We start from the raw sequence: 15,438 nt of genomic DNA, 5'->3' as shown, positions 1-15,438 counted from the left end.
CCGGGTCTCCGGCGGGGTTCCCTTCCGCCGGAGACCCGGTTCCACCTTCCCGAAAGGATCCCGATGCGCCTAGCCGTCCTGGCCGCCGCGTTCCTGTTCGCGTTCGCGCCGTCGGCCGCCGCCCAGACCCCCGCTCCGCCGCCGGCGGCGGGCGACCAGCGGGTGACCTTCGGGGTCCGCCCGGCCACCGCGACCGCCCCGGACAACCGCGCGAGCCTCGGGTACAGCGCTACTCCGGGCGCCGTGGTGAAGGATTTCGTCGCGGTGTCCAACGTCGGAACCAACCCGGTGACGTTGAAGATCTACGCCAGCGACGCCTTCAACACCCCCGAGGGCGGCTTCGACCTGCTCGCCGCGGGCAAGCCGTCGGTCGACGCCGGCGCCTGGACCAAGCCGGACAAGGCGAGTGTTTCCCTGGCTCCGCGGTCGGTTTCGATCGTGCCGTTCACGCTGACCATCCCCGCGAACGCGACCCCGGGTGACCACGCGGCGGGCATCGTCGCCGCGCTGACGACCGAACAGACGGGCGCGAACGGGCAGAAGGTCGCGGTCGAACAGCGCGTCGGCGCCCGCGTCTACCTGCGCGTCACCGGCGACCTGGCGCCACGGCTGGCGATCACCGGGCTCACCGGATCGTATGCCGCGACGCCGTTCGGCCGCGGTGACGCCACGGTCAGCTACACCGTCCGCAACACCGGCAACACCCGGCTTTCCGGCAACCAACGCGTGCGCGTGAGTACGCCGTGGGGGTCCACCGTGGACGGCGAGGCGCTGCCGCCGATCCCCGAACTGCTGCCGGGCGGGCTGATCAAGGTGACCACGACCGTGCGCGGCCTGCTGCCCGCGGGCTGGCTGGACGCCGCGGTGCACGTCGATCCCGTGCCCGCGCCCGGGTTCACCGACATCGTCCAGCCCGCCGAAGAGTCCGTGACGCTGAGCGCGGTCCCGTGGGCGGCCCTCGGCGTGCTCGCCGTGCTGCTGCTGGGGGTCTTCGCGCTGCTGTTCGCGCGGAGCCGTCGCCGCCGCGCCGCCGAGCCGCTGGAGGAGGTGGCCGAGCATGCGACGGTGGGTTGAGGTCCTGCTCGCGGTCTGCGCGCTCGGCCTGGTCGCGACGCCCGCGGAAGCCGCGCCGCTCGGCGGCCTGGTCGTCACCCCGGGCGAGGGGCCGGACGCCGCGACGATCCGGATGCACACCAGCGGCGGCTGCCCCGCCGACGCCGACGCGTACTTCGCCACCCTGCGCGGCAAGGGCATGCCGGCCGACGGCCAGATCGTTGTCGCCACCACCGACGTCGGGCTGTCGCACACGAGCGGATTCGACGTGTTCCTCGCCCAGACGCTGCGGGACTTCGCCGCGGACAACAAGACCGCGCTGTCCGGGCAGTACGACATCGCCGTGCGGTGCATCGACTCGTTCAGCCAGGAGAGCAAGGGCGAGTTCACCGCGGCGCTGAGGTTCGACACGCCGGTGCGGTACGCGGCCCTCGGCGCCGCGAAGGGCCCGTCACGAGTGCCCGAAACGTCCGCCACCCCGCAGCCGCCGGGTGCGGGCGCCGCGCCGGTGCCAGGGGTGGCCGCGCCGGAGCCGCCGGCCGCGACCACCCCGGCACCGGAACCCGGCCGGACCGACGTGGCGGCAGGCGACCCGGCACCGGCCGGGGCCGGGTCGCCTGCCGCGGTGTTCGGCCTGGTCGCCGCCGTGGGCCTGGTCATCGCCGTGGTGGCGCTCGCGGCCTGGGTGGTGCGCAGGCGTCGTGTCCAGTAACGGAAGGAAGGCTTTCCATGCGTAAGCGCCAACTGGCCGCGGCCGTGGGCTCGGTGGCCGCGGCGGCGAGTGTCGTGGTCGCCCTGGTGACCTCGTCGTCGGCCTCGGCCGCGCTGCCGCCACCGGGCAGCCTCGGCACGCTGACGATCGAACCGGCGACCGGCACCGCGGCGACCGCGCCGGTCGTGCGGACCTCACAGGGCTGCACGCCGGACTCCGACTCCTACATCGCGCATGTCTTCGGCCCCGGCGGGTTCGCGGACGGCCTCGTCGCGACGTTCGGGCTGCAGGACGTCAACTTCTCGACCACACAGGCCTTTCCGGTGCAGTTCACCAAGAGCATGACCGACATCGCGACCGACAACAACACGACCGTCGCCGCCGGCACGTACGTGGTTCGGGTGTCTTGTGTGGACTCCTTCTCGCAGACGACCACCGGCACGTTCACGACGAACATGTACTTCACCGACCCGGGCCACTACCAGGCGAACGACCCCTCGGGCGTACCGCCGACCACGACGTCCACCACCAAGACGTCGGTCAGCACATCCCAGCCGCCGACGACGACCGGCACCAGCTTTCCGGCCACGACCACCAGCACGAGCGACACGGCCACCAGCGCCAGCTCGCTGACAAGCACCACGATGTCCACCAGCGACAGCACGGCGGAGACCGTCCCGGCCGGCGACGGCTCCGGGGGAACCGGCGCGGGCGCGGCGCAGTCGGTCGGGACCAGCGTCCCGCAGCGCACGCTGGCCAACACCGGCGTCAACGCGGGCTACCTGCTGCTCCTCGCCGTCGTCCTGCTCGGCACGGGCGGCGTGGCGCTGATCATCACCCGGCGACGCAGGGCGGCCCGGTGGCCGTCGAAGTGACCCCGGCGGCCGCACCGCCCGCGACCGCACCGCCCGCGGCGGCGCGGCTCGCCGGACAGTCGCTGTCGATCGCAGCGGCGTTGATGCTGTGCCTGGTGGCCCAGTTCGGGCTGATCGGCGCTCTGGCCCACAACCGCGACCAGGACCGCGCCTACGACACCTTTCGCGACCAGCTCGCCAACGCCACGGCGCCGGCGGGTGGCCTTGACCGCGACGGGCATCCGCTCGAGCCCGGAACGCCGGTGGCCGTGGTGGCGATCCCGCGGATCGGCCTGCGCGAGGTCGTCGGCGAAGGCACGTCGGCCACGGTGCTGAAGTCCGGGCCGGGTCACCGGCGCGACACCGTCCTGCCCGGGCAGCCGGGGGTGAGCGTGGTCATGGGCCGCCGGGCCGCCTACGGAGGCCCGTTCTCCGGCATCGGCTCGCTCGCCCACGGCGACCTGATCACCGTGACCACCGGGCAGGGCAAGCACCAGTTCGAGGTGATGGGCGTCCGCCGCGCGAACGACCCGCAACCCGTCCCGCCCGCGAAGGGCCAGGGCAGGCTGACGCTGATCACCGCGGACGGCCCGCCCTACCTGCCCAGCGACGTCCTGCGCGTGGACGCCCGGCTGCTCACCCCGGCCGTGCCGGCCGCGGGCACGGTCCCCGGGTTCGCCCTGCCCGGCCGGGAGCAGGCGCTGGAAGGTGACGCGTCGGCGCTCGTTCCGCTCGTGGTCTGGGGGCTGCTGCTCGCGTTCGCCGCGGCCGCCATCGTGTTCGTGCACCAGCGGGTGGGCCGGTGGCACGCGTGGGTGATCGGGGTGCCCGTGCTCGGCGCCCTCGGGGTGACCGTGGCCGACCAGACGGCGTCCCTGCTGCCGAACCTGCTGTGAGGAGACTGCCGTGACGATGCTGCTGCCTTCGGTCGACGAGGCCACCGCGATCGAGGCGCGGGAGGTGTCCGCGTGGTTCGGCGAGCGGAAGGTCCTCGACCGCGTCTCCCTGCACATGCCGCCGTCGTCGGTCACCGCGCTGATCGGCCCGTCCGGCTGCGGCAAGTCGACGTTCCTGCGCATCCTGAACCGGATGCACGAGCTCGTGCCCGGCGCGACCCTGGCCGGCGAGGTACTGCTCGCCGGCGACGACATCTACGCCCCGTCGTGGAAGCTGACCGACGCCCGCCGCCGCATCGGCATGGTGTTCCAGAAGCCGAACCCGTTCCCCGCCATGTCCATTTACGACAACGTGACGGCCGGGCTGAAGCTCACCGGCACCAAGGTGAAAGCGGCCGACCGCGACGACCTCGTCGCCGGCTGCCTGACCAAAGCGGGCTTGTGGAAGGAGGTCCGCGACCGGCTCCGGCAGCCCGGCGGCGCCCTGTCCGGTGGGCAGCAGCAACGGCTGTGCATTGCGCGCGCGCTCGCCGTCCGTCCCCAGGTGCTGCTGATGGACGAGCCGTGTTCCGCCCTCGACCCGACGTCCACCCGCCGGATCGAGGAGACGATCGAGGAGCTGAGTGGCGAGGTCACGATCGTCATCGTCACGCACAACATGCAACAGGCGGCGCGGGTTTCGGCCCGATGCGCATTCTTCCTCGCCGAGGAAGGGGCCCCGGGTGTGATCGTCGAAGCAGGGCCGACCCGGGTGGTGTTCGACCAGCCGGAGGATTCAAGGACGGCGGACTACGTCCACGGCCGGTTCGGCTGAGCCCGTCGCCCCGAGATTCAGTGGGGCGAGATCAGGTCCGCCGCGCGCAGGGTCAGCGCGTAGGGCTCGGTGAGGGTGACGGGCTCGTCGTCGCGGCCTTCGGCGGCCAGCACGTAGGTGTCGCCCTCGAGGCGGAAGCAGCTCAAGCTCGGCACGCGGGGGTCGACCACCCAGTAGAACGGGCAGCCGGCCGCGGCGAGCCGGGCGGGCTTGAGATAGAGGTCGATGTGCCGGCTGGACGGCGAGACGACCTCGACGGCCAGCACCGGCACCCCGACGAGCGCCCGCTCGGTGAAGGTGTCGCGGCGTCCGACCACGACGTCCGGGATGAGCACCGTGTGGTCGTCGAGCACGACGTCCAAGGGAGCGGGCAGGACTTCGCAGTCCGCGGGGCAGAGCGGGGTGAGCGCGGTGAGCAGGCGCGCGACCACCCTCTGGTGCAGTGGACGCGGGGACGGGCTCACTAGGAGGGTCCCGTCCACCAGTTCGTAACGGCGGCGTTCATCGGTGATCAGCTCCAGGTCCCGACGGGTGAGACGGTCTCCGTGTGCGAACATCGGGACTGTCTCCATGCTGCCCCCAGCGTCGGGCCGGACGGGAATCGACCAACTCAGGGTAGTGGGGTACCCCGCGCAGCGCGAACCGCCGCCCGGTGACCGATCCGGCCCGACCGGACCAGTCCTCGCCGGGGCGCCGCGGTGATGATCGTCACGATGTGTGCGGCTATTGTTCCGGCGCTGCTCGAACAGAGCAGAATGACTCCTTGGTGCAGCCGTTCGAGTGTATTCAAACAATTCTTGCCGACGCAATTCTGTGGCCTTCTCTGGGACACTCGTCGATCACCTCCTGGACTTCTGACCAGCGTCGATGTCACGATAAAAGCACAAGCCAGTGTACCCGGTCGGCTCCGTGATTGCTGTTCAGGCTGATTTAACCGGCGCGGCACCGGTGCACATTATCCTGAACGGAGACTGTTTCACCGAAGGGCCGGTGACCGCATGGTTCCGACGTCCACCCCGAGCCAACCGGTGTCGCTGTTCCGGCTCGACGGCACCGCGCCCGAGCGCGAGCTGCTCGTGCCGCTGAAAGACGACCAGATCGTCACCGACACCGACGTCGACCTGTCCGGCACGCGCGCGCGGCTGATCGCGGGCCGGTTCCGCACCGAGGCGCCGCAATGGTTGCCCCACGCGGCGTCGCTCACCGGCGCCGAGCTGGCGCTGTCGTCGGAGCTGCCGTTCGCGGTCCTGCTCGTCCCCCGTCCACCGTGGACCTACGCGGTCACCTGGGGTGCCGGGCATCTCACCTTGAACGACGAACACGTCGAACAGGGCTTCGGCCTGCTGTTCGGGATCCGGCGACTCGACCCGTTCGACCTCGGCCTGGTCGCCAGCGCCGCACTGGACACCTCGGCCCGCGCCACGCAGACGTCCATCCCCGGCGGCGGGGACCTGTCGGCGTTCCGGCTGGAGCCCTACGGTGAGCTGGTCAACCGGCTGGCCGGCACGGCGGACCTGGCGGACCTCACCTACGGGCGGGTCACCGGCCGCCGCCACCGCATCCGTGCCGGCAACGCCGTGTGGCTGCCGCTGGCCAAAGACCCCGCCGCGTTCCTGGCCGACCTCGACGCCGTCGGCGCGGTGGTCGACGAGCCCGACGCGCACTCGGCACTGCGGTTCGTCGCCCAGACCCGGCCGATGGACCGCCACGACCGGCTCGTGCCGGTGCTGGAAGGACGGCTGGCGGGAAGCCTCGGAGGTGCCGAGGACGGTGCGCTGGGACTCGCCTGGCCGGCGACCGCGATGCGCGACGCCGAGCAGGCAGCCTCGTTCCGGATCACCGGCTTGGGCCCCGGCGGCCCGTTCACCGTCCCCGGACGGCTGGAACTGGGGCACCTGACCGACCGGCTGGCCCGGATCGACGTCGGTGACCGGCTGAAGGCCGTGCGTGCTGGGCGGATCGTGCCCTGCGCGGACGACGCGGGCGAGGAGGACGCGGGCGCCTCGATCCCGGTGGCGCGCTGGCTGGTGTTCGAGGCGACGATCGACCACGTCCGCTACGTCTTCCACCAGGGACGCTGGTACCGGATCGGGGAAACCTACGTCCGGCAGCTGCGCGAGCAGGTCGCGGCGATGCTCGCCCGCCGGTTCGCCTGGCCGCCGATTCCGTGGGTCCCGACGGGCACCCCCGACGACGAGCACGCGTACTGCCGGCAGGTCGCCGAGGAGTCCGGTTTTCTGTGCCTGGACCGGGATTTCGCGAGCACGCCGCTGCATCCCCGGTTCGAGCTGTGCGACCTGCTCGGCCCCGGCGACGAGCTGGTCCACGTCAAGTGGCTGGGCCGCGCCACGGCCGCCAGCCACCTGTGCACGCAGGCGCTCGTCTCGGCCGAGGCGCTCGCGCACGAGCCGGAGGCGCTGGCGCAGCTCGCCGCGAAAGCCGCGCCCGGCCGGGTCATCGACCGGATCCCGCGCACGGTCGTGCTCGCGGCGGCCGGCCGCTCCTGGAACATCGACGAGCTGTTCACCCTGACCCAGGTTTCGCTGCTGCGCCTGGACCGGGCGGTGCGCGCGCTGCAGGCCACGCTGCGGTTCGCGGACATCCCGTACGTCCCGAAGCCCCGCCGGCCGACCAAGCCCGCTCGCCGACGACGAAGCTGATGGGGCTTCACCTGCTGCTTCGTGCGAGTGGGGCGACACGAACGACCGGACGCAATGCAGCACAGGGCGGCCGGCTCGCGCGCGAAGGACTGTCCAACCCCGAGCTCGGCACGCGGCTCTTCCTCAGCCCGGGCACCGTGGAATGGCACCTGCGCAAGGCGTTCGGCAAGCTCGCGATCAGTTCGCGGCGTCACCTGCGCGACGCTGTTTTCGACGGGCAGCGGCGCCGCTCGACCCGGCCGAGCGATGAGCCATTCGCGTCGGAAAGACCCGGCGACCGGGTGACATCGCTCGCCACGTGAAGCCCTACGGTGACCTGGCGCGGCCTCGGCGTGGTCAGGTCCCGGACCGGGCGGGATGCGGCGGCCGCATCGCCGAGGACGAAGTTGTGGAAGACCGTGCGGACCACCTCGGCTTGCACCGCACGGCCGAACGGTGCGGCGCCATCTGATCTCCTCGACGGAGTAGGACACCCAGACCGGTGGGCTCGACCAAGTTGTACCTGCGGCAGGTGACGGGCTCCGGCGGTGCCCTCGTGGCGCCCGCTCGGCGTTCCACGACCGGCTGACACGGACCGAAGGTCGCGTCAAGGGCGATCCGGAGCGGGTCCCGGCCGAACGGGAAGTGCCGCGTCGACCAGTTCGGTGGCCAGCGCCAGAGCCACTTCGTGGGGGTGGTCGCTGTTGAGGACCGTGGAGCGAGCCGAGGCTCCGTCGTAGAGCAGCGCTAGCCGCTGCCCCAGGGATTCCGGATCGGCCGCGCCTGCCTCACGGGCGATCTCCGTCAGCCGTTCGGCGAAGCGTGCCTTCCGTTCTGCGGCGTAGCGGTGCGCGGGATGGTCCGGGTCGGCGAGCTCCACGCCGGCGTTGATCAGCGGGCAGCCGCGAACGGGATCTCCGGCCTTCGGGGCGGGTGGGGTGAAGATGCCGAGCAATCGCTCGCGAGGCGGGAGGTCCGCGCGGCCGAGCGAGGAGCCTGCTGCGTCCGCCATCTGCTCCAGATAGGCGACGACCACGTCGTCCTTGCCGGCGAAGTGGTTGTAGAGGGTGCGGACCGAGACGTCGGCTTCCCGGCGGAGCTCCTCGACGCCGGTGGCGTTGATACCGCGCACGTAGAACAGGTGCGCCGCGGCGCGCAGGATGCGCTCGCGGGCTCCACGGCCTGTGTTAACCATGTCACCAAGTATAGCGACCACTGTACTTCGACGCGCATCGTACTAAGTACAGCGATCGCTCTACCTGGTGGAGGAAATCATGGATCTCAGACGCGTCCTGATCGGCTTGATGTCAGCGATGTTCACCGTGCTGATCAGTGCGAACATCGTCGCCAACGCGCTGCCGGCGATCTCGACGAGCTTGCGGGGAACACCGACCGAGTACACCTGGGTGGTGGTCGCGGCCCTGCTCACCAACGCGGTCTCCACACCCATCTGGGGCAAACTGTCCGACCTCTACAGCAAGAAGCTCCTCGTCCAGGTCACCATCCTGCTGTTCGTCATCGGGACCGTCGCCGGGGCGCTGGCCCCCGCGATGGGCGTGCTGATCGCGGGCCGCGCGGTGCAGGGCCTGGCGATCGGCGGGGTGTTCGCGCTGGTCCAGAGCATCCTCGCGTCGATCATTCCCGCCCGCCAGCGCGGGCGCTACGCCGGCTACGTGGGCGGGGTCATGGCGCTGGCCACGTCGATCGGGCCCCTCGCCGGCGGATTCATCGTGGACAGCCCGCTCGGCTGGCGCTGGTGTTTCTGGGCGTGCCTGCCGCTGGCGGCGCTGGCCCTCGTGCTGCTGCGCTCCGCGCCGCCGCTGCGGACGGAGCAGCGCCACGTGACCATCGACTGGGTGGGCATCGGGCTGCTCACGTCCGGGATGAGCGTGCTGCTGATCTGGGTGTCCTTCGCGGGCAAGGCCGGGTTCTACGGGTGGGTCTCGCCGGTCACCGCGCTGCTGGTGGGTATCGGGCTGCTGTGCCTGACCGCGTTCGTGGTGGTGGAGAACCGTGCGGAACAGCCGATCATCCCGTTGGCGATCCTGCGGCAACGGACGACCGTGCTGGCCGTGCTCGGGTCCGTGGCGGTCGGCTTCTCGCTGTTCGGCGCGATCCCGCTGCTGTCCCAGTACCTCCAGGTCGCCAGGAACATCCCGGCGACGGCCGCCGGACTGCTCCTGCTGCCCCTGGTCGTCGGATCGTTCGTCTCGTCGTTGGTCTCCGGACGGCTGATCAGCCGGGACGGCCGGTGGAAGCGCTATCTCGTCGCCGGCGCCATAGCGCTCACAGCGGGTCTCGCGGCGGCCGGGTTCGTCGACCACACCAGCAGCCTGTGGTTCTTCGGGGCGATGGCCGCGATGGTCGGCATCGGCACCGGCATGCTCACCCAGAACATCCCCCTCGTCGTCGCGAACACCGTGGACGTGCGGGACGTCGGCGCCGCCACCTCGACCGTCCAGTTCTTCCGCGCACTGGCCGGGGCCGTGACACTCGCGGTGTTCGGCTCGATCCTGAATTCACTGACCGCACAGCGGATCCACGACGGCGCCGCGGTGAGCGTGGCCTACGGCGACAGCGTCGGGCCGATCTTCCTCATCGCCGCCGCACTCGGGGTGCTTGCCCTCTCGTTCCTCAGACACCAGGAGCTCCGGCAGACCATCCACGCGGACGGCACGCGACCGGCCGAGGCGTTGGCACGACGGTAATCGGCCGTGCCCGGTGCTATCGCGGTGACCAGCCGGGCCACGCAGTGGGGCTGGGCCATCCGGGCCTGGCCGCACCGTCGCGCCGACCGAGGCCGCAGCCGCCTTGCGGCTGCGGCCATGGCGGCCGGACGACCTGCCGGCGCCGGTCGCAGCACACCGTGATCCGGTGCTGGGTCGTGGGAAGGTGGTGACCGCCGGTGTGGCCGAGGTGTGAAGACCCGGCGATCGGGCGACGCCACCGGCCACCGCCGAGCGCTACGGTGGTCTCGCGGCGGACAGGGTGGCCGTGATGGGCGATCCGGGTGGGGCCGAAGACACCCGGCGTCAAGCTCGAGGTGGCCCGGCACGGCCCGCCGTGCTCGGTTCGCCGGGCGCGCGGGAACGGAGAGGCCGAAATGAAGGATCTGGACGGGCAGACGGTGGTGCTGATCGGTGGCAGCGCCGGCATCGGGTTCGAGACCGCGCGGCTGGCGCGGGCCGAGGGGGCCGAGGTCGTCCTCACCGGCCGCGACCCCGCCAAGCTCGACCGCGCCGCGGAAACGCTCGGCGCCCGCAGCACGGCCGCGTTCGACGCCTCGGACGCGGCCGCGGTGGCGGGCTTCTTCGGCACCCTGCCCGGCGCGATCGACCACGTGTTGATCACCGCGGGCGGCCCGCACTACGGGCCGCTGCTGGAGATGAGCGCCGAGGACGTGCGGACGGCGGTCAGCGACCACATCGTGGTCTCGCTCGAGGTCGCCCGCCACGCCGCCCCGAAGATGCGGCCGGGCGGGACGATCCTGCTCATGGGCGGCACGGGCGGCCGGCGCGTCGGGCACGGCTTGGGCATCGTCTCGGCCGCGACCGCCGCGCTGCCGCCGTTCACCGCGGCCCTGGCCCTCGAGCTCGCGCCGGTGCGGGTCAACCTGATCGCCGCCGGGTTCGTCGACACGCCGCTGTCGGCGACGTTGCTGGGCGACAAGCTCGAGGACCGCCGGGCCGAACTGCGGGCCAAGCTGCCGATCGGCCGGGTGGTCGGTCCGGCCGATGTCGCCGCGCTGGCCGTCCACTTGATGACCAACACGGCGCTGACCGGCGGGACGTACGACATCGACGGCGGGCAGCAGTTCGTTTTCTGAGAGCAGGCAAGCGTGGCCGGTCGTTCGGTGCTGTGGTTCGGACCCTCTTCAGGGGCGTGATGAGGGCCCGGACAGCACCTCGTCCACGCTGGTCGGTTCGCGCTGCGGCTGGTGGTTGAGCGCCCGGCGGACGTTCGCCGATGCGGTGTAGACCCGCCGGACGTCCATGATCTCGCCCAGCGGCCGGTGGGCGGCCGTGACGCGCCACTGGTTGAACGCCAGCGCGTCGCCCTGCTCCGCGTTTCCCGCGATGTCCTGGCGGGGAAGACGCACCCGGCCGACCGTGACGAACGGGGACAGCTTCTCCGGCCACTCCACCGTCACGTCGTTCACCGGCATCGCCGCGAGGTCCGTGCACAGCTGGACCTGGAGGTCGAAGGCGAACGCGTGTTCCCGCAGTTCTTCCGCCAGCACCGGGCCGAACACGTCCGGACCGCTGGTCAGGTCCAGTTCGCGGTGGCGCGCGTGACCCGCGTTCTCGGCGGCCGCCGCGACGCGGACCTTCGCGACGTAGTCGCCGTGGCGGACCGCCGCCATCGTCCAATAGGTGCTGAGCAGGGGGTTGCGCACCGGGGTCTGCGTCGCCGCCTTGACGAACGCGAACAGCTCCTCCCACGCCCAGTCCTTCTGTTCGAGCGTGCCGTTGCCGGTGAGGAAGTCCGTCAGCAGTTCGCGGAAGCCCTCCTTGCCGTGCGCCAGGTAGTCGCCGACCCGGTCGCCGATGTCCTGGATGAACAGGTAGTGCGCCGCCGTGTTCGCGATGAACGCCGGATTGTTCTTCAGCACCAGGTCGAACGTCGTCGAGTCCGGTTCCTCGTCGACGAGCTTGGTGCCGGGGACGTCGAACAGCTTGATCGCGAAACCCAGCACCGGGCCGAGGAGCGCGTCCGGCCCCAGGTGGTTGGAGGCGCTGGAGAACCGGATCAGCGCGTCGTGGCGGCCGGCCTGCGTGTAGATGCCTTGGGCGTAGGGCTGCGGCGCGTTGCCGGAGATCTCGACCTCCGCCCGCACGATGCCGATCGTCTTCGCGTGGGCGCCGCGTACCGCCCGGCCGGTGCCTTCCTGCTGCGGCGACTCACGGACCTTGTTCTCCCAGAACGCGATGATCCGCTTCAGGTGGTCGGGGAGCTCCGGGTCGAACGTCTCGGTCTCCGGCGAGTAGCGGACGAAGCCGGACATCAGTGCTCCTCTCCGAGCCACCTCAGCGCCGAAAGGGACGGCAGGAAGAAGTACTCGCCACCGCGCAGGACGTTGAAGGTCTCGATTTCGTGGATCCGGCGCCGCACCGGCGCCCGCGGGATGGTGAAGGTCGCCGCGGCCTTCTGCAGCCCGACGTTCGGGTCGCGTTCCTCGCCGAGGCTCATGAAGTTGCCGTTGTTGATCCACTCCTGCTGCAGGAACTCCATCGTCGCCATCGCCTTCGCGCTCAAGAAGATGAAGTAAAGGCCGCGGGGCGTCTCGTCGTCGGCCGGCGAGAGCGCGTCCGGGTCGTACGGCGCGCCGAAGGCGGTGCTGCGGCGGATGATGCGGTGGATGTTCACGTCGGCCAGCACGGCCATCTCGGTGTCACGCGGATTCATCCGCCGCATGTGCGAACCGAGCGGCACTTGCCGGCCTTCCGGGTCGGTGGCGTAGGTGAAGTCGTTGTTCCGCACCGGGTCCGCGCCGAGCTCCGGGTCGTCCTTGTCCGGCGCCAGCGTCAACGGCGCACCGCTGCGCCACCGACCGACCAGCTTCGCCGCGAGCAGCTCCCGCTCGTCCTCGGTCTCGGCATGCGCGCGCAGGAAGCGGTTGAACGCCCCGACGCGGGACTGGTACTTGCGCAGGCCGACGTAGGTACCGTTGCGGCCGAGGACGTCGGGGACGGGAGCGGGCAGCGGCACGCCCGCTTCCCCGGGGTAGCCCAGGATGAACTCGCCGGACTTGATCGCCGGCGCCTGGCCGGGCAGTGGCTCGACACCGCTGCCCTCGATGGCGGGCTGACCGATGGAGTCCCGGTAGCCGAGCGGGTTCAGGTCGCCCGGCTGGGCGCCGAAGTCCTGGGTCACCACCACCTTCAGGCCCGGGCGCCCCTCGTAGTGCCGCCGCGCCGTGTCCATCGTCCGGCGCCACTTCTCCTCCGCATCGCTGAAGACGCTGACGGCGAGGTGGATGGCCCCGCTCCCGAACTCCGGTTCCCAGTGATCGGGGTCGTTGACGCCGGAGTCGCGGAGCTCGGGGGCGCGCGCGGCCATCCCCGCCCGGAACGCGTCCGGGAAGCTCCGCAACGACTCCTCCGGCACGCCGAGTGCGGCGAGCCCGGTGTAGGTGAGGGCGACCGCCATCCAGGGTTCGCGGGCCTGCCACCAGTCGGCGGCGGAGTCGACGTGCGGAGCCAGATCGCGCAGGAACTCCCGGCCGGTCCGCGCGTTCTCGACGTGGAGCATGACGTGCGTTCCGTAGTAGGGCTCCGGCCGATAGCGCAGCACCGTCGCCTGGATGTCGTCGAGTTCGACGGTGACACGTCCGCGGGGAACGCGATCGGTTGCGGTCATCGCGGTACCTAGCCGCCGACCTGGTCGAGGAACTCGTCGACGGCCGCGCCGACTCGCTTCAGCCGGGTCGTGTCCGCCACCGTCAGGTCCGGGTGGGCGACGTACCAGCCTTCCGCGGCGATCTGGTAGCGCAGGAAGTAGTCCTTCGCGTCCGGGCTGTGGATTCCCGGCCACCCCTCGAAGGACGAGGAGAGGATGTCCAGGTAGTCGGGGATCTTCGCGATGAAGTCGTCGATGTAGGCGTCCCAGTCGCCGTCGAACGCGGTGGCGAAGATCAGCTTCGTGTCGTTCTCCACGAACACGAACCGCATGTCGTGCACCGTGCCGACCTTGGTCGCGCCGTCGAGGTTGCCGTTCAGCAGCTTCAGGAACGCCCGCAGCCGTTCGGCTCCGCCCGGGGCGAGCGGGACGAGCATCGTCAACTCGGAGACCGTGCCCAGCCGGATCCCGACGCGGCCGGCGCTCACCACCGGCTGCGGCCGCTCGTGCGTCGCCTGGTCGGCGATCTCCTTGACGACGTTCTCGAAGGCCTTTTTGCCCACCTCCGGCGCCTCGGCGAACAGGTCGCGCAGATGCCGGAGTTGCTCCTCGACGCTCGGCTCCTGGCCGGCGCGTGCCTTCACGTGGGTTGCCATTTCTCGTGCCCCTTCCGGTTACTCGCCGATCTTGTCGAGGAATTCGTCGACGGCCGCGCCGAGCCGCCTCAGCCGCCGCGTCTCCGCCACGGTCAGGTCGTTGGCGACGTACCAGCCCTCCGCCGTGACCTGGTGCCGGGCGAGGTAGTCCTTCGCCTGCGGACTGCGGATCCCGGGCCAGCCCTCCCACGCGGAGTCGATGATGTCGAGGAAGTCGGGGATCTTCGTGGCGAAGTCGTCGATGTAGGCGTCCCAGTCGCCGTCGTAGGCGGTGGCGAACAGCATCCTGGTGTCGTCGTCCAGGAACACGAAACGCATGTCGTGGACCGTGCCGACGCCGTCCGCGCCGGCCAGGTTCCCGCCGAACAGCCGCAGGAACGCGCGCAGCCGCTCCGCTCCGCCGGGCGCGAAGGGGACGATGATCGTCAGCTCGGACACCTTGCCGAGCCGGCTCCCGGCCCGGCCCGCGCTCCGCACCGGTGGCGGCGGCTCACGAGACGCATCCGAGGTCAGCCTGGCGAGAACGTTCTCCAGTGCCGTCCGGCCCACCTCGGGCGCGTCGGCGAACAGCTTGCGCAGCAGTTCGATCTTCTCCTCGACACCGCTCATGGCCGTCCTTTCACTCGTGCTTGCCGGCGGCGAACTCCGCGGCGCGGCCGGCGCGCATCGACGCGGGCACCTTCCTTCGCGAACCGGGTGCACAGCGCGAGCCCGATGCCGCTCGCGCCGCCGGTCACCACGGCGACCTTGTCGTTGACGTTCATCGCTGTCCTGCCCGTGGATGCGCAACGGGGCAAGGCTCGCGCACCCCACTGCCGCGTTGCGCCCGTGAGCACACCGGGGTGGTCCCTGGCGACCGGGGAAATCCACTCGTGTCGCACTGGGGTCGGCGCGGGCGCAGTCCACGGCCGGTGTGCGCGACGGTGGAGCGGCGAGCAGCGGAAGCAGAAAGGCACCGCCATGGGTTTCTCCCCGCACGCCGACCGGGTCGTGGCCATCGTCACCGGCGGCTCCTTGCCGGCCGGCCGGGACGTCGCCCGCGGGCTGGCCCGCCGGGCGTGGCCGGTCGTCCTCGTCTACCTCGACCACCAGACGCGGGTGGAGGCGACGCTCGCGGAGATCATCGCCGAGGGCGGGACCGCGATCGGCGTGCGTGCCGACCTGGCCGACGACCTCGACGTGCAGCGGTTGTTCACCGAGTCGGTGGCGGAGTTCGGCGGGGTCGACGTCGTTGTCCACACCACACCGGACAGCGGCGCCCTGCTCCTCCGGCACGCGGTGCGGCACCTTCGCCCTCGCAGCACGATCCTCGTCACCGCGGCGTCCGGGCCGATCACGCCGGCCGTCGCGGCGCAGTTGCGAGAGCGCGGCATCACGGTGGAACGGACTGCGCCGCGCGGCGCGCTGGATCGTCTCGATGGATGGGCACAGCCGAACGGCGGTTGAAGCCCCGGGGGGTGTTCCTAGAGTGAAAG

The 15,438-nt window shown here is 71.3% G+C and carries 17 protein-coding genes; 10 read left to right on the top strand and 7 right to left on the bottom strand.

Annotation, left to right across the window (positions count from 1 at the left end):
* Nucleotides 1-63 precede the first annotated feature (63 nt).
* From ISP_RS28880 to ISP_RS28860, 5 genes are read left to right on the top strand one after another with little or no spacing between them, the layout of a single operon-like run.
* A complete protein-coding gene (locus ISP_RS28880; RefSeq protein ID WP_013227468.1) occupies nt 64-1,074 on the top strand; it encodes a hypothetical protein in 1,011 nt (336 codons plus the stop codon).
* Nucleotides 1,058-1,765, top strand: coding sequence for a hypothetical protein (locus tag ISP_RS28875; protein WP_013227467.1), 708 nt, complete (start codon nt 1,058-1,060; stop codon nt 1,763-1,765). The genes ISP_RS28880 and ISP_RS28875 overlap by 17 nt, the downstream gene beginning before the upstream one ends.
* A gap of 17 nt (nt 1,766-1,782) precedes the next feature.
* Nucleotides 1,783-2,640, top strand: coding sequence for a hypothetical protein (locus ISP_RS28870; RefSeq protein ID WP_013227466.1), 858 nt, complete (start codon nt 1,783-1,785; stop codon nt 2,638-2,640).
* Nucleotides 2,625-3,515, top strand: a complete 891-nt coding sequence (locus ISP_RS28865) for a sortase (RefSeq protein ID WP_013227465.1) — start codon at nt 2,625-2,627, stop codon at nt 3,513-3,515. Before ISP_RS28870 ends, ISP_RS28865 begins: the two co-directional genes overlap by 16 nt.
* Nucleotides 3,516-3,531: 16 nt before the next feature.
* A complete protein-coding gene (locus tag ISP_RS28860) occupies nt 3,532-4,329 on the top strand; it encodes a phosphate ABC transporter ATP-binding protein (protein ID WP_200876233.1) in 798 nt (265 codons plus the stop codon).
* Nucleotides 4,330-4,346: 17 nt separating this feature from the next.
* Here ISP_RS28860 and ISP_RS28855 read toward each other — a convergent pair whose 3' ends face one another.
* Nucleotides 4,347-4,886, bottom strand: coding sequence for a Uma2 family endonuclease (locus tag ISP_RS28855; protein WP_013227463.1), 540 nt, complete (start codon nt 4,884-4,886; stop codon nt 4,347-4,349).
* A gap of 441 nt (nt 4,887-5,327) precedes the next feature.
* Here ISP_RS28855 and ISP_RS28850 point away from each other — a divergent pair, with 441 nt between their 5' ends.
* A complete protein-coding gene (locus tag ISP_RS28850; RefSeq protein ID WP_014467312.1) occupies nt 5,328-6,989 on the top strand; it encodes a TIGR04141 family sporadically distributed protein in 1,662 nt (553 codons plus the stop codon).
* Nucleotides 6,989-7,291 carry a helix-turn-helix domain-containing protein gene (locus tag ISP_RS28845; RefSeq protein WP_013227461.1) on the top strand — a complete coding sequence of 101 codons (303 nt, stop codon included), beginning with the start codon at nt 6,989-6,991 and terminating at the stop codon, nt 7,289-7,291. Before ISP_RS28850 ends, ISP_RS28845 begins: the two co-directional genes overlap by 1 nt.
* A gap of 284 nt (nt 7,292-7,575) precedes the next feature.
* Here ISP_RS28845 and ISP_RS28840 read toward each other — a convergent pair whose 3' ends face one another.
* Complete coding sequence (locus ISP_RS28840) at nt 7,576-8,163, bottom strand: TetR/AcrR family transcriptional regulator (RefSeq protein WP_013227460.1); 588 nt, start codon at nt 8,161-8,163, stop codon at nt 7,576-7,578.
* 79 nt (nt 8,164-8,242) lie between these two features.
* Here ISP_RS28840 and ISP_RS28835 point away from each other — a divergent pair, with 79 nt between their 5' ends.
* Together ISP_RS28835 and ISP_RS28830 are read left to right on the top strand one after the other, a co-directional pair.
* Entirely contained in the window at nt 8,243-9,676 is a 1,434-nt protein-coding gene (locus tag ISP_RS28835) for an MFS transporter (RefSeq protein ID WP_013227459.1), read from the top strand.
* 395 nt (nt 9,677-10,071) lie between these two features.
* Complete coding sequence (locus tag ISP_RS28830) at nt 10,072-10,794, top strand: SDR family NAD(P)-dependent oxidoreductase (RefSeq protein ID WP_013227458.1); 723 nt, start codon at nt 10,072-10,074, stop codon at nt 10,792-10,794.
* A gap of 48 nt (nt 10,795-10,842) precedes the next feature.
* Here ISP_RS28830 and ISP_RS28825 read toward each other — a convergent pair whose 3' ends face one another.
* From ISP_RS28825 to ISP_RS28805, 5 genes are read right to left on the bottom strand one after another with little or no spacing between them, the layout of a single operon-like run.
* Entirely contained in the window at nt 10,843-11,973 is a 1,131-nt protein-coding gene (locus ISP_RS28825; protein ID WP_013227457.1) for a catalase family protein, read from the bottom strand.
* A complete protein-coding gene (locus ISP_RS28820; protein WP_013227456.1) occupies nt 11,973-13,328 on the bottom strand; it encodes a Dyp-type peroxidase in 1,356 nt (451 codons plus the stop codon). Before ISP_RS28820 ends, ISP_RS28825 begins: the two co-directional genes overlap by 1 nt.
* A gap of 8 nt (nt 13,329-13,336) precedes the next feature.
* Nucleotides 13,337-13,963, bottom strand: coding sequence for a hypothetical protein (locus ISP_RS28815; protein ID WP_013227455.1), 627 nt, complete (start codon nt 13,961-13,963; stop codon nt 13,337-13,339).
* An 18-nt stretch (nt 13,964-13,981) separates the two neighbouring features.
* Nucleotides 13,982-14,572 carry a hypothetical protein gene (locus tag ISP_RS28810; RefSeq protein WP_013227454.1) on the bottom strand — a complete coding sequence of 197 codons (591 nt, stop codon included), beginning with the start codon at nt 14,570-14,572 and terminating at the stop codon, nt 13,982-13,984.
* The gene (locus ISP_RS28805) at nt 14,569-14,727 is read right to left on the bottom strand and encodes an SDR family NAD(P)-dependent oxidoreductase (protein WP_200876232.1); all 159 of its coding nucleotides are present in this window, start codon (nt 14,725-14,727) and stop codon (nt 14,569-14,571) included. Before ISP_RS28805 ends, ISP_RS28810 begins: the two co-directional genes overlap by 4 nt.
* Nucleotides 14,728-14,923: 196 nt before the next feature.
* On the opposite strand from ISP_RS28805, the gene ISP_RS28800 reads away from it, so the two are divergent.
* Nucleotides 14,924-15,409 carry an SDR family NAD(P)-dependent oxidoreductase gene (locus ISP_RS28800; RefSeq protein WP_013227453.1) on the top strand — a complete coding sequence of 162 codons (486 nt, stop codon included), beginning with the start codon at nt 14,924-14,926 and terminating at the stop codon, nt 15,407-15,409.
* The last annotated feature ends 29 nt before the right edge of the window (nt 15,410-15,438 follow it).

Source organism: Amycolatopsis mediterranei, assembly GCF_026017845.1.
Classification (GTDB): domain Bacteria; phylum Actinomycetota; class Actinomycetes; order Mycobacteriales; family Pseudonocardiaceae; genus Amycolatopsis; species Amycolatopsis mediterranei.
Note: the sequence above shows the minus strand (reverse complement) of the source record. Positions and strands in the feature narration are given on the sequence as shown.

What these genes read in the sequence shown, in the direction of transcription:
- ISP_RS28815 (WP_013227455.1), bottom strand. Translation starts at nt 13,963, where the DNA reads ATGGCAACCCACGTGAAGGCACGCGCCGGCCAGGAGCCGAGCGTCGAG.
- ISP_RS28800 (WP_013227453.1), top strand. Translation starts at nt 14,924, where the DNA reads ATGGGTTTCTCCCCGCACGCCGACCGGGTCGTGGCCATCGTCACCGGC.
- ISP_RS28880 (WP_013227468.1), top strand. Translation starts at nt 64, where the DNA reads ATGCGCCTAGCCGTCCTGGCCGCCGCGTTCCTGTTCGCGTTCGCGCCG.
- ISP_RS28830 (WP_013227458.1), top strand. Translation starts at nt 10,072, where the DNA reads ATGAAGGATCTGGACGGGCAGACGGTGGTGCTGATCGGTGGCAGCGCC.
- ISP_RS28845 (WP_013227461.1), top strand. Translation starts at nt 6,989, where the DNA reads ATGGGGCTTCACCTGCTGCTTCGTGCGAGTGGGGCGACACGAACGACC.
- ISP_RS28875 (WP_013227467.1), top strand. Translation starts at nt 1,058, where the DNA reads ATGCGACGGTGGGTTGAGGTCCTGCTCGCGGTCTGCGCGCTCGGCCTG.
- ISP_RS28835 (WP_013227459.1), top strand. Translation starts at nt 8,243, where the DNA reads ATGGATCTCAGACGCGTCCTGATCGGCTTGATGTCAGCGATGTTCACC.
- ISP_RS28855 (WP_013227463.1), bottom strand. Translation starts at nt 4,886, where the DNA reads ATGTTCGCACACGGAGACCGTCTCACCCGTCGGGACCTGGAGCTGATC.
- ISP_RS28870 (WP_013227466.1), top strand. Translation starts at nt 1,783, where the DNA reads ATGCGTAAGCGCCAACTGGCCGCGGCCGTGGGCTCGGTGGCCGCGGCG.
- ISP_RS28860 (WP_200876233.1), top strand. Translation starts at nt 3,532, where the DNA reads ATGCTGCTGCCTTCGGTCGACGAGGCCACCGCGATCGAGGCGCGGGAG.
- ISP_RS28840 (WP_013227460.1), bottom strand. Translation starts at nt 8,163, where the DNA reads ATGGTTAACACAGGCCGTGGAGCCCGCGAGCGCATCCTGCGCGCCGCG.
- ISP_RS28820 (WP_013227456.1), bottom strand. Translation starts at nt 13,328, where the DNA reads ATGACCGCAACCGATCGCGTTCCCCGCGGACGTGTCACCGTCGAACTC.
- ISP_RS28850 (WP_014467312.1), top strand. Translation starts at nt 5,328, where the DNA reads ATGGTTCCGACGTCCACCCCGAGCCAACCGGTGTCGCTGTTCCGGCTC.
- ISP_RS28810 (WP_013227454.1), bottom strand. Translation starts at nt 14,572, where the DNA reads ATGAGCGGTGTCGAGGAGAAGATCGAACTGCTGCGCAAGCTGTTCGCC.
- ISP_RS28805 (WP_200876232.1), bottom strand. Translation starts at nt 14,727, where the DNA reads ATGAACGTCAACGACAAGGTCGCCGTGGTGACCGGCGGCGCGAGCGGC.
- ISP_RS28825 (WP_013227457.1), bottom strand. Translation starts at nt 11,973, where the DNA reads ATGTCCGGCTTCGTCCGCTACTCGCCGGAGACCGAGACGTTCGACCCG.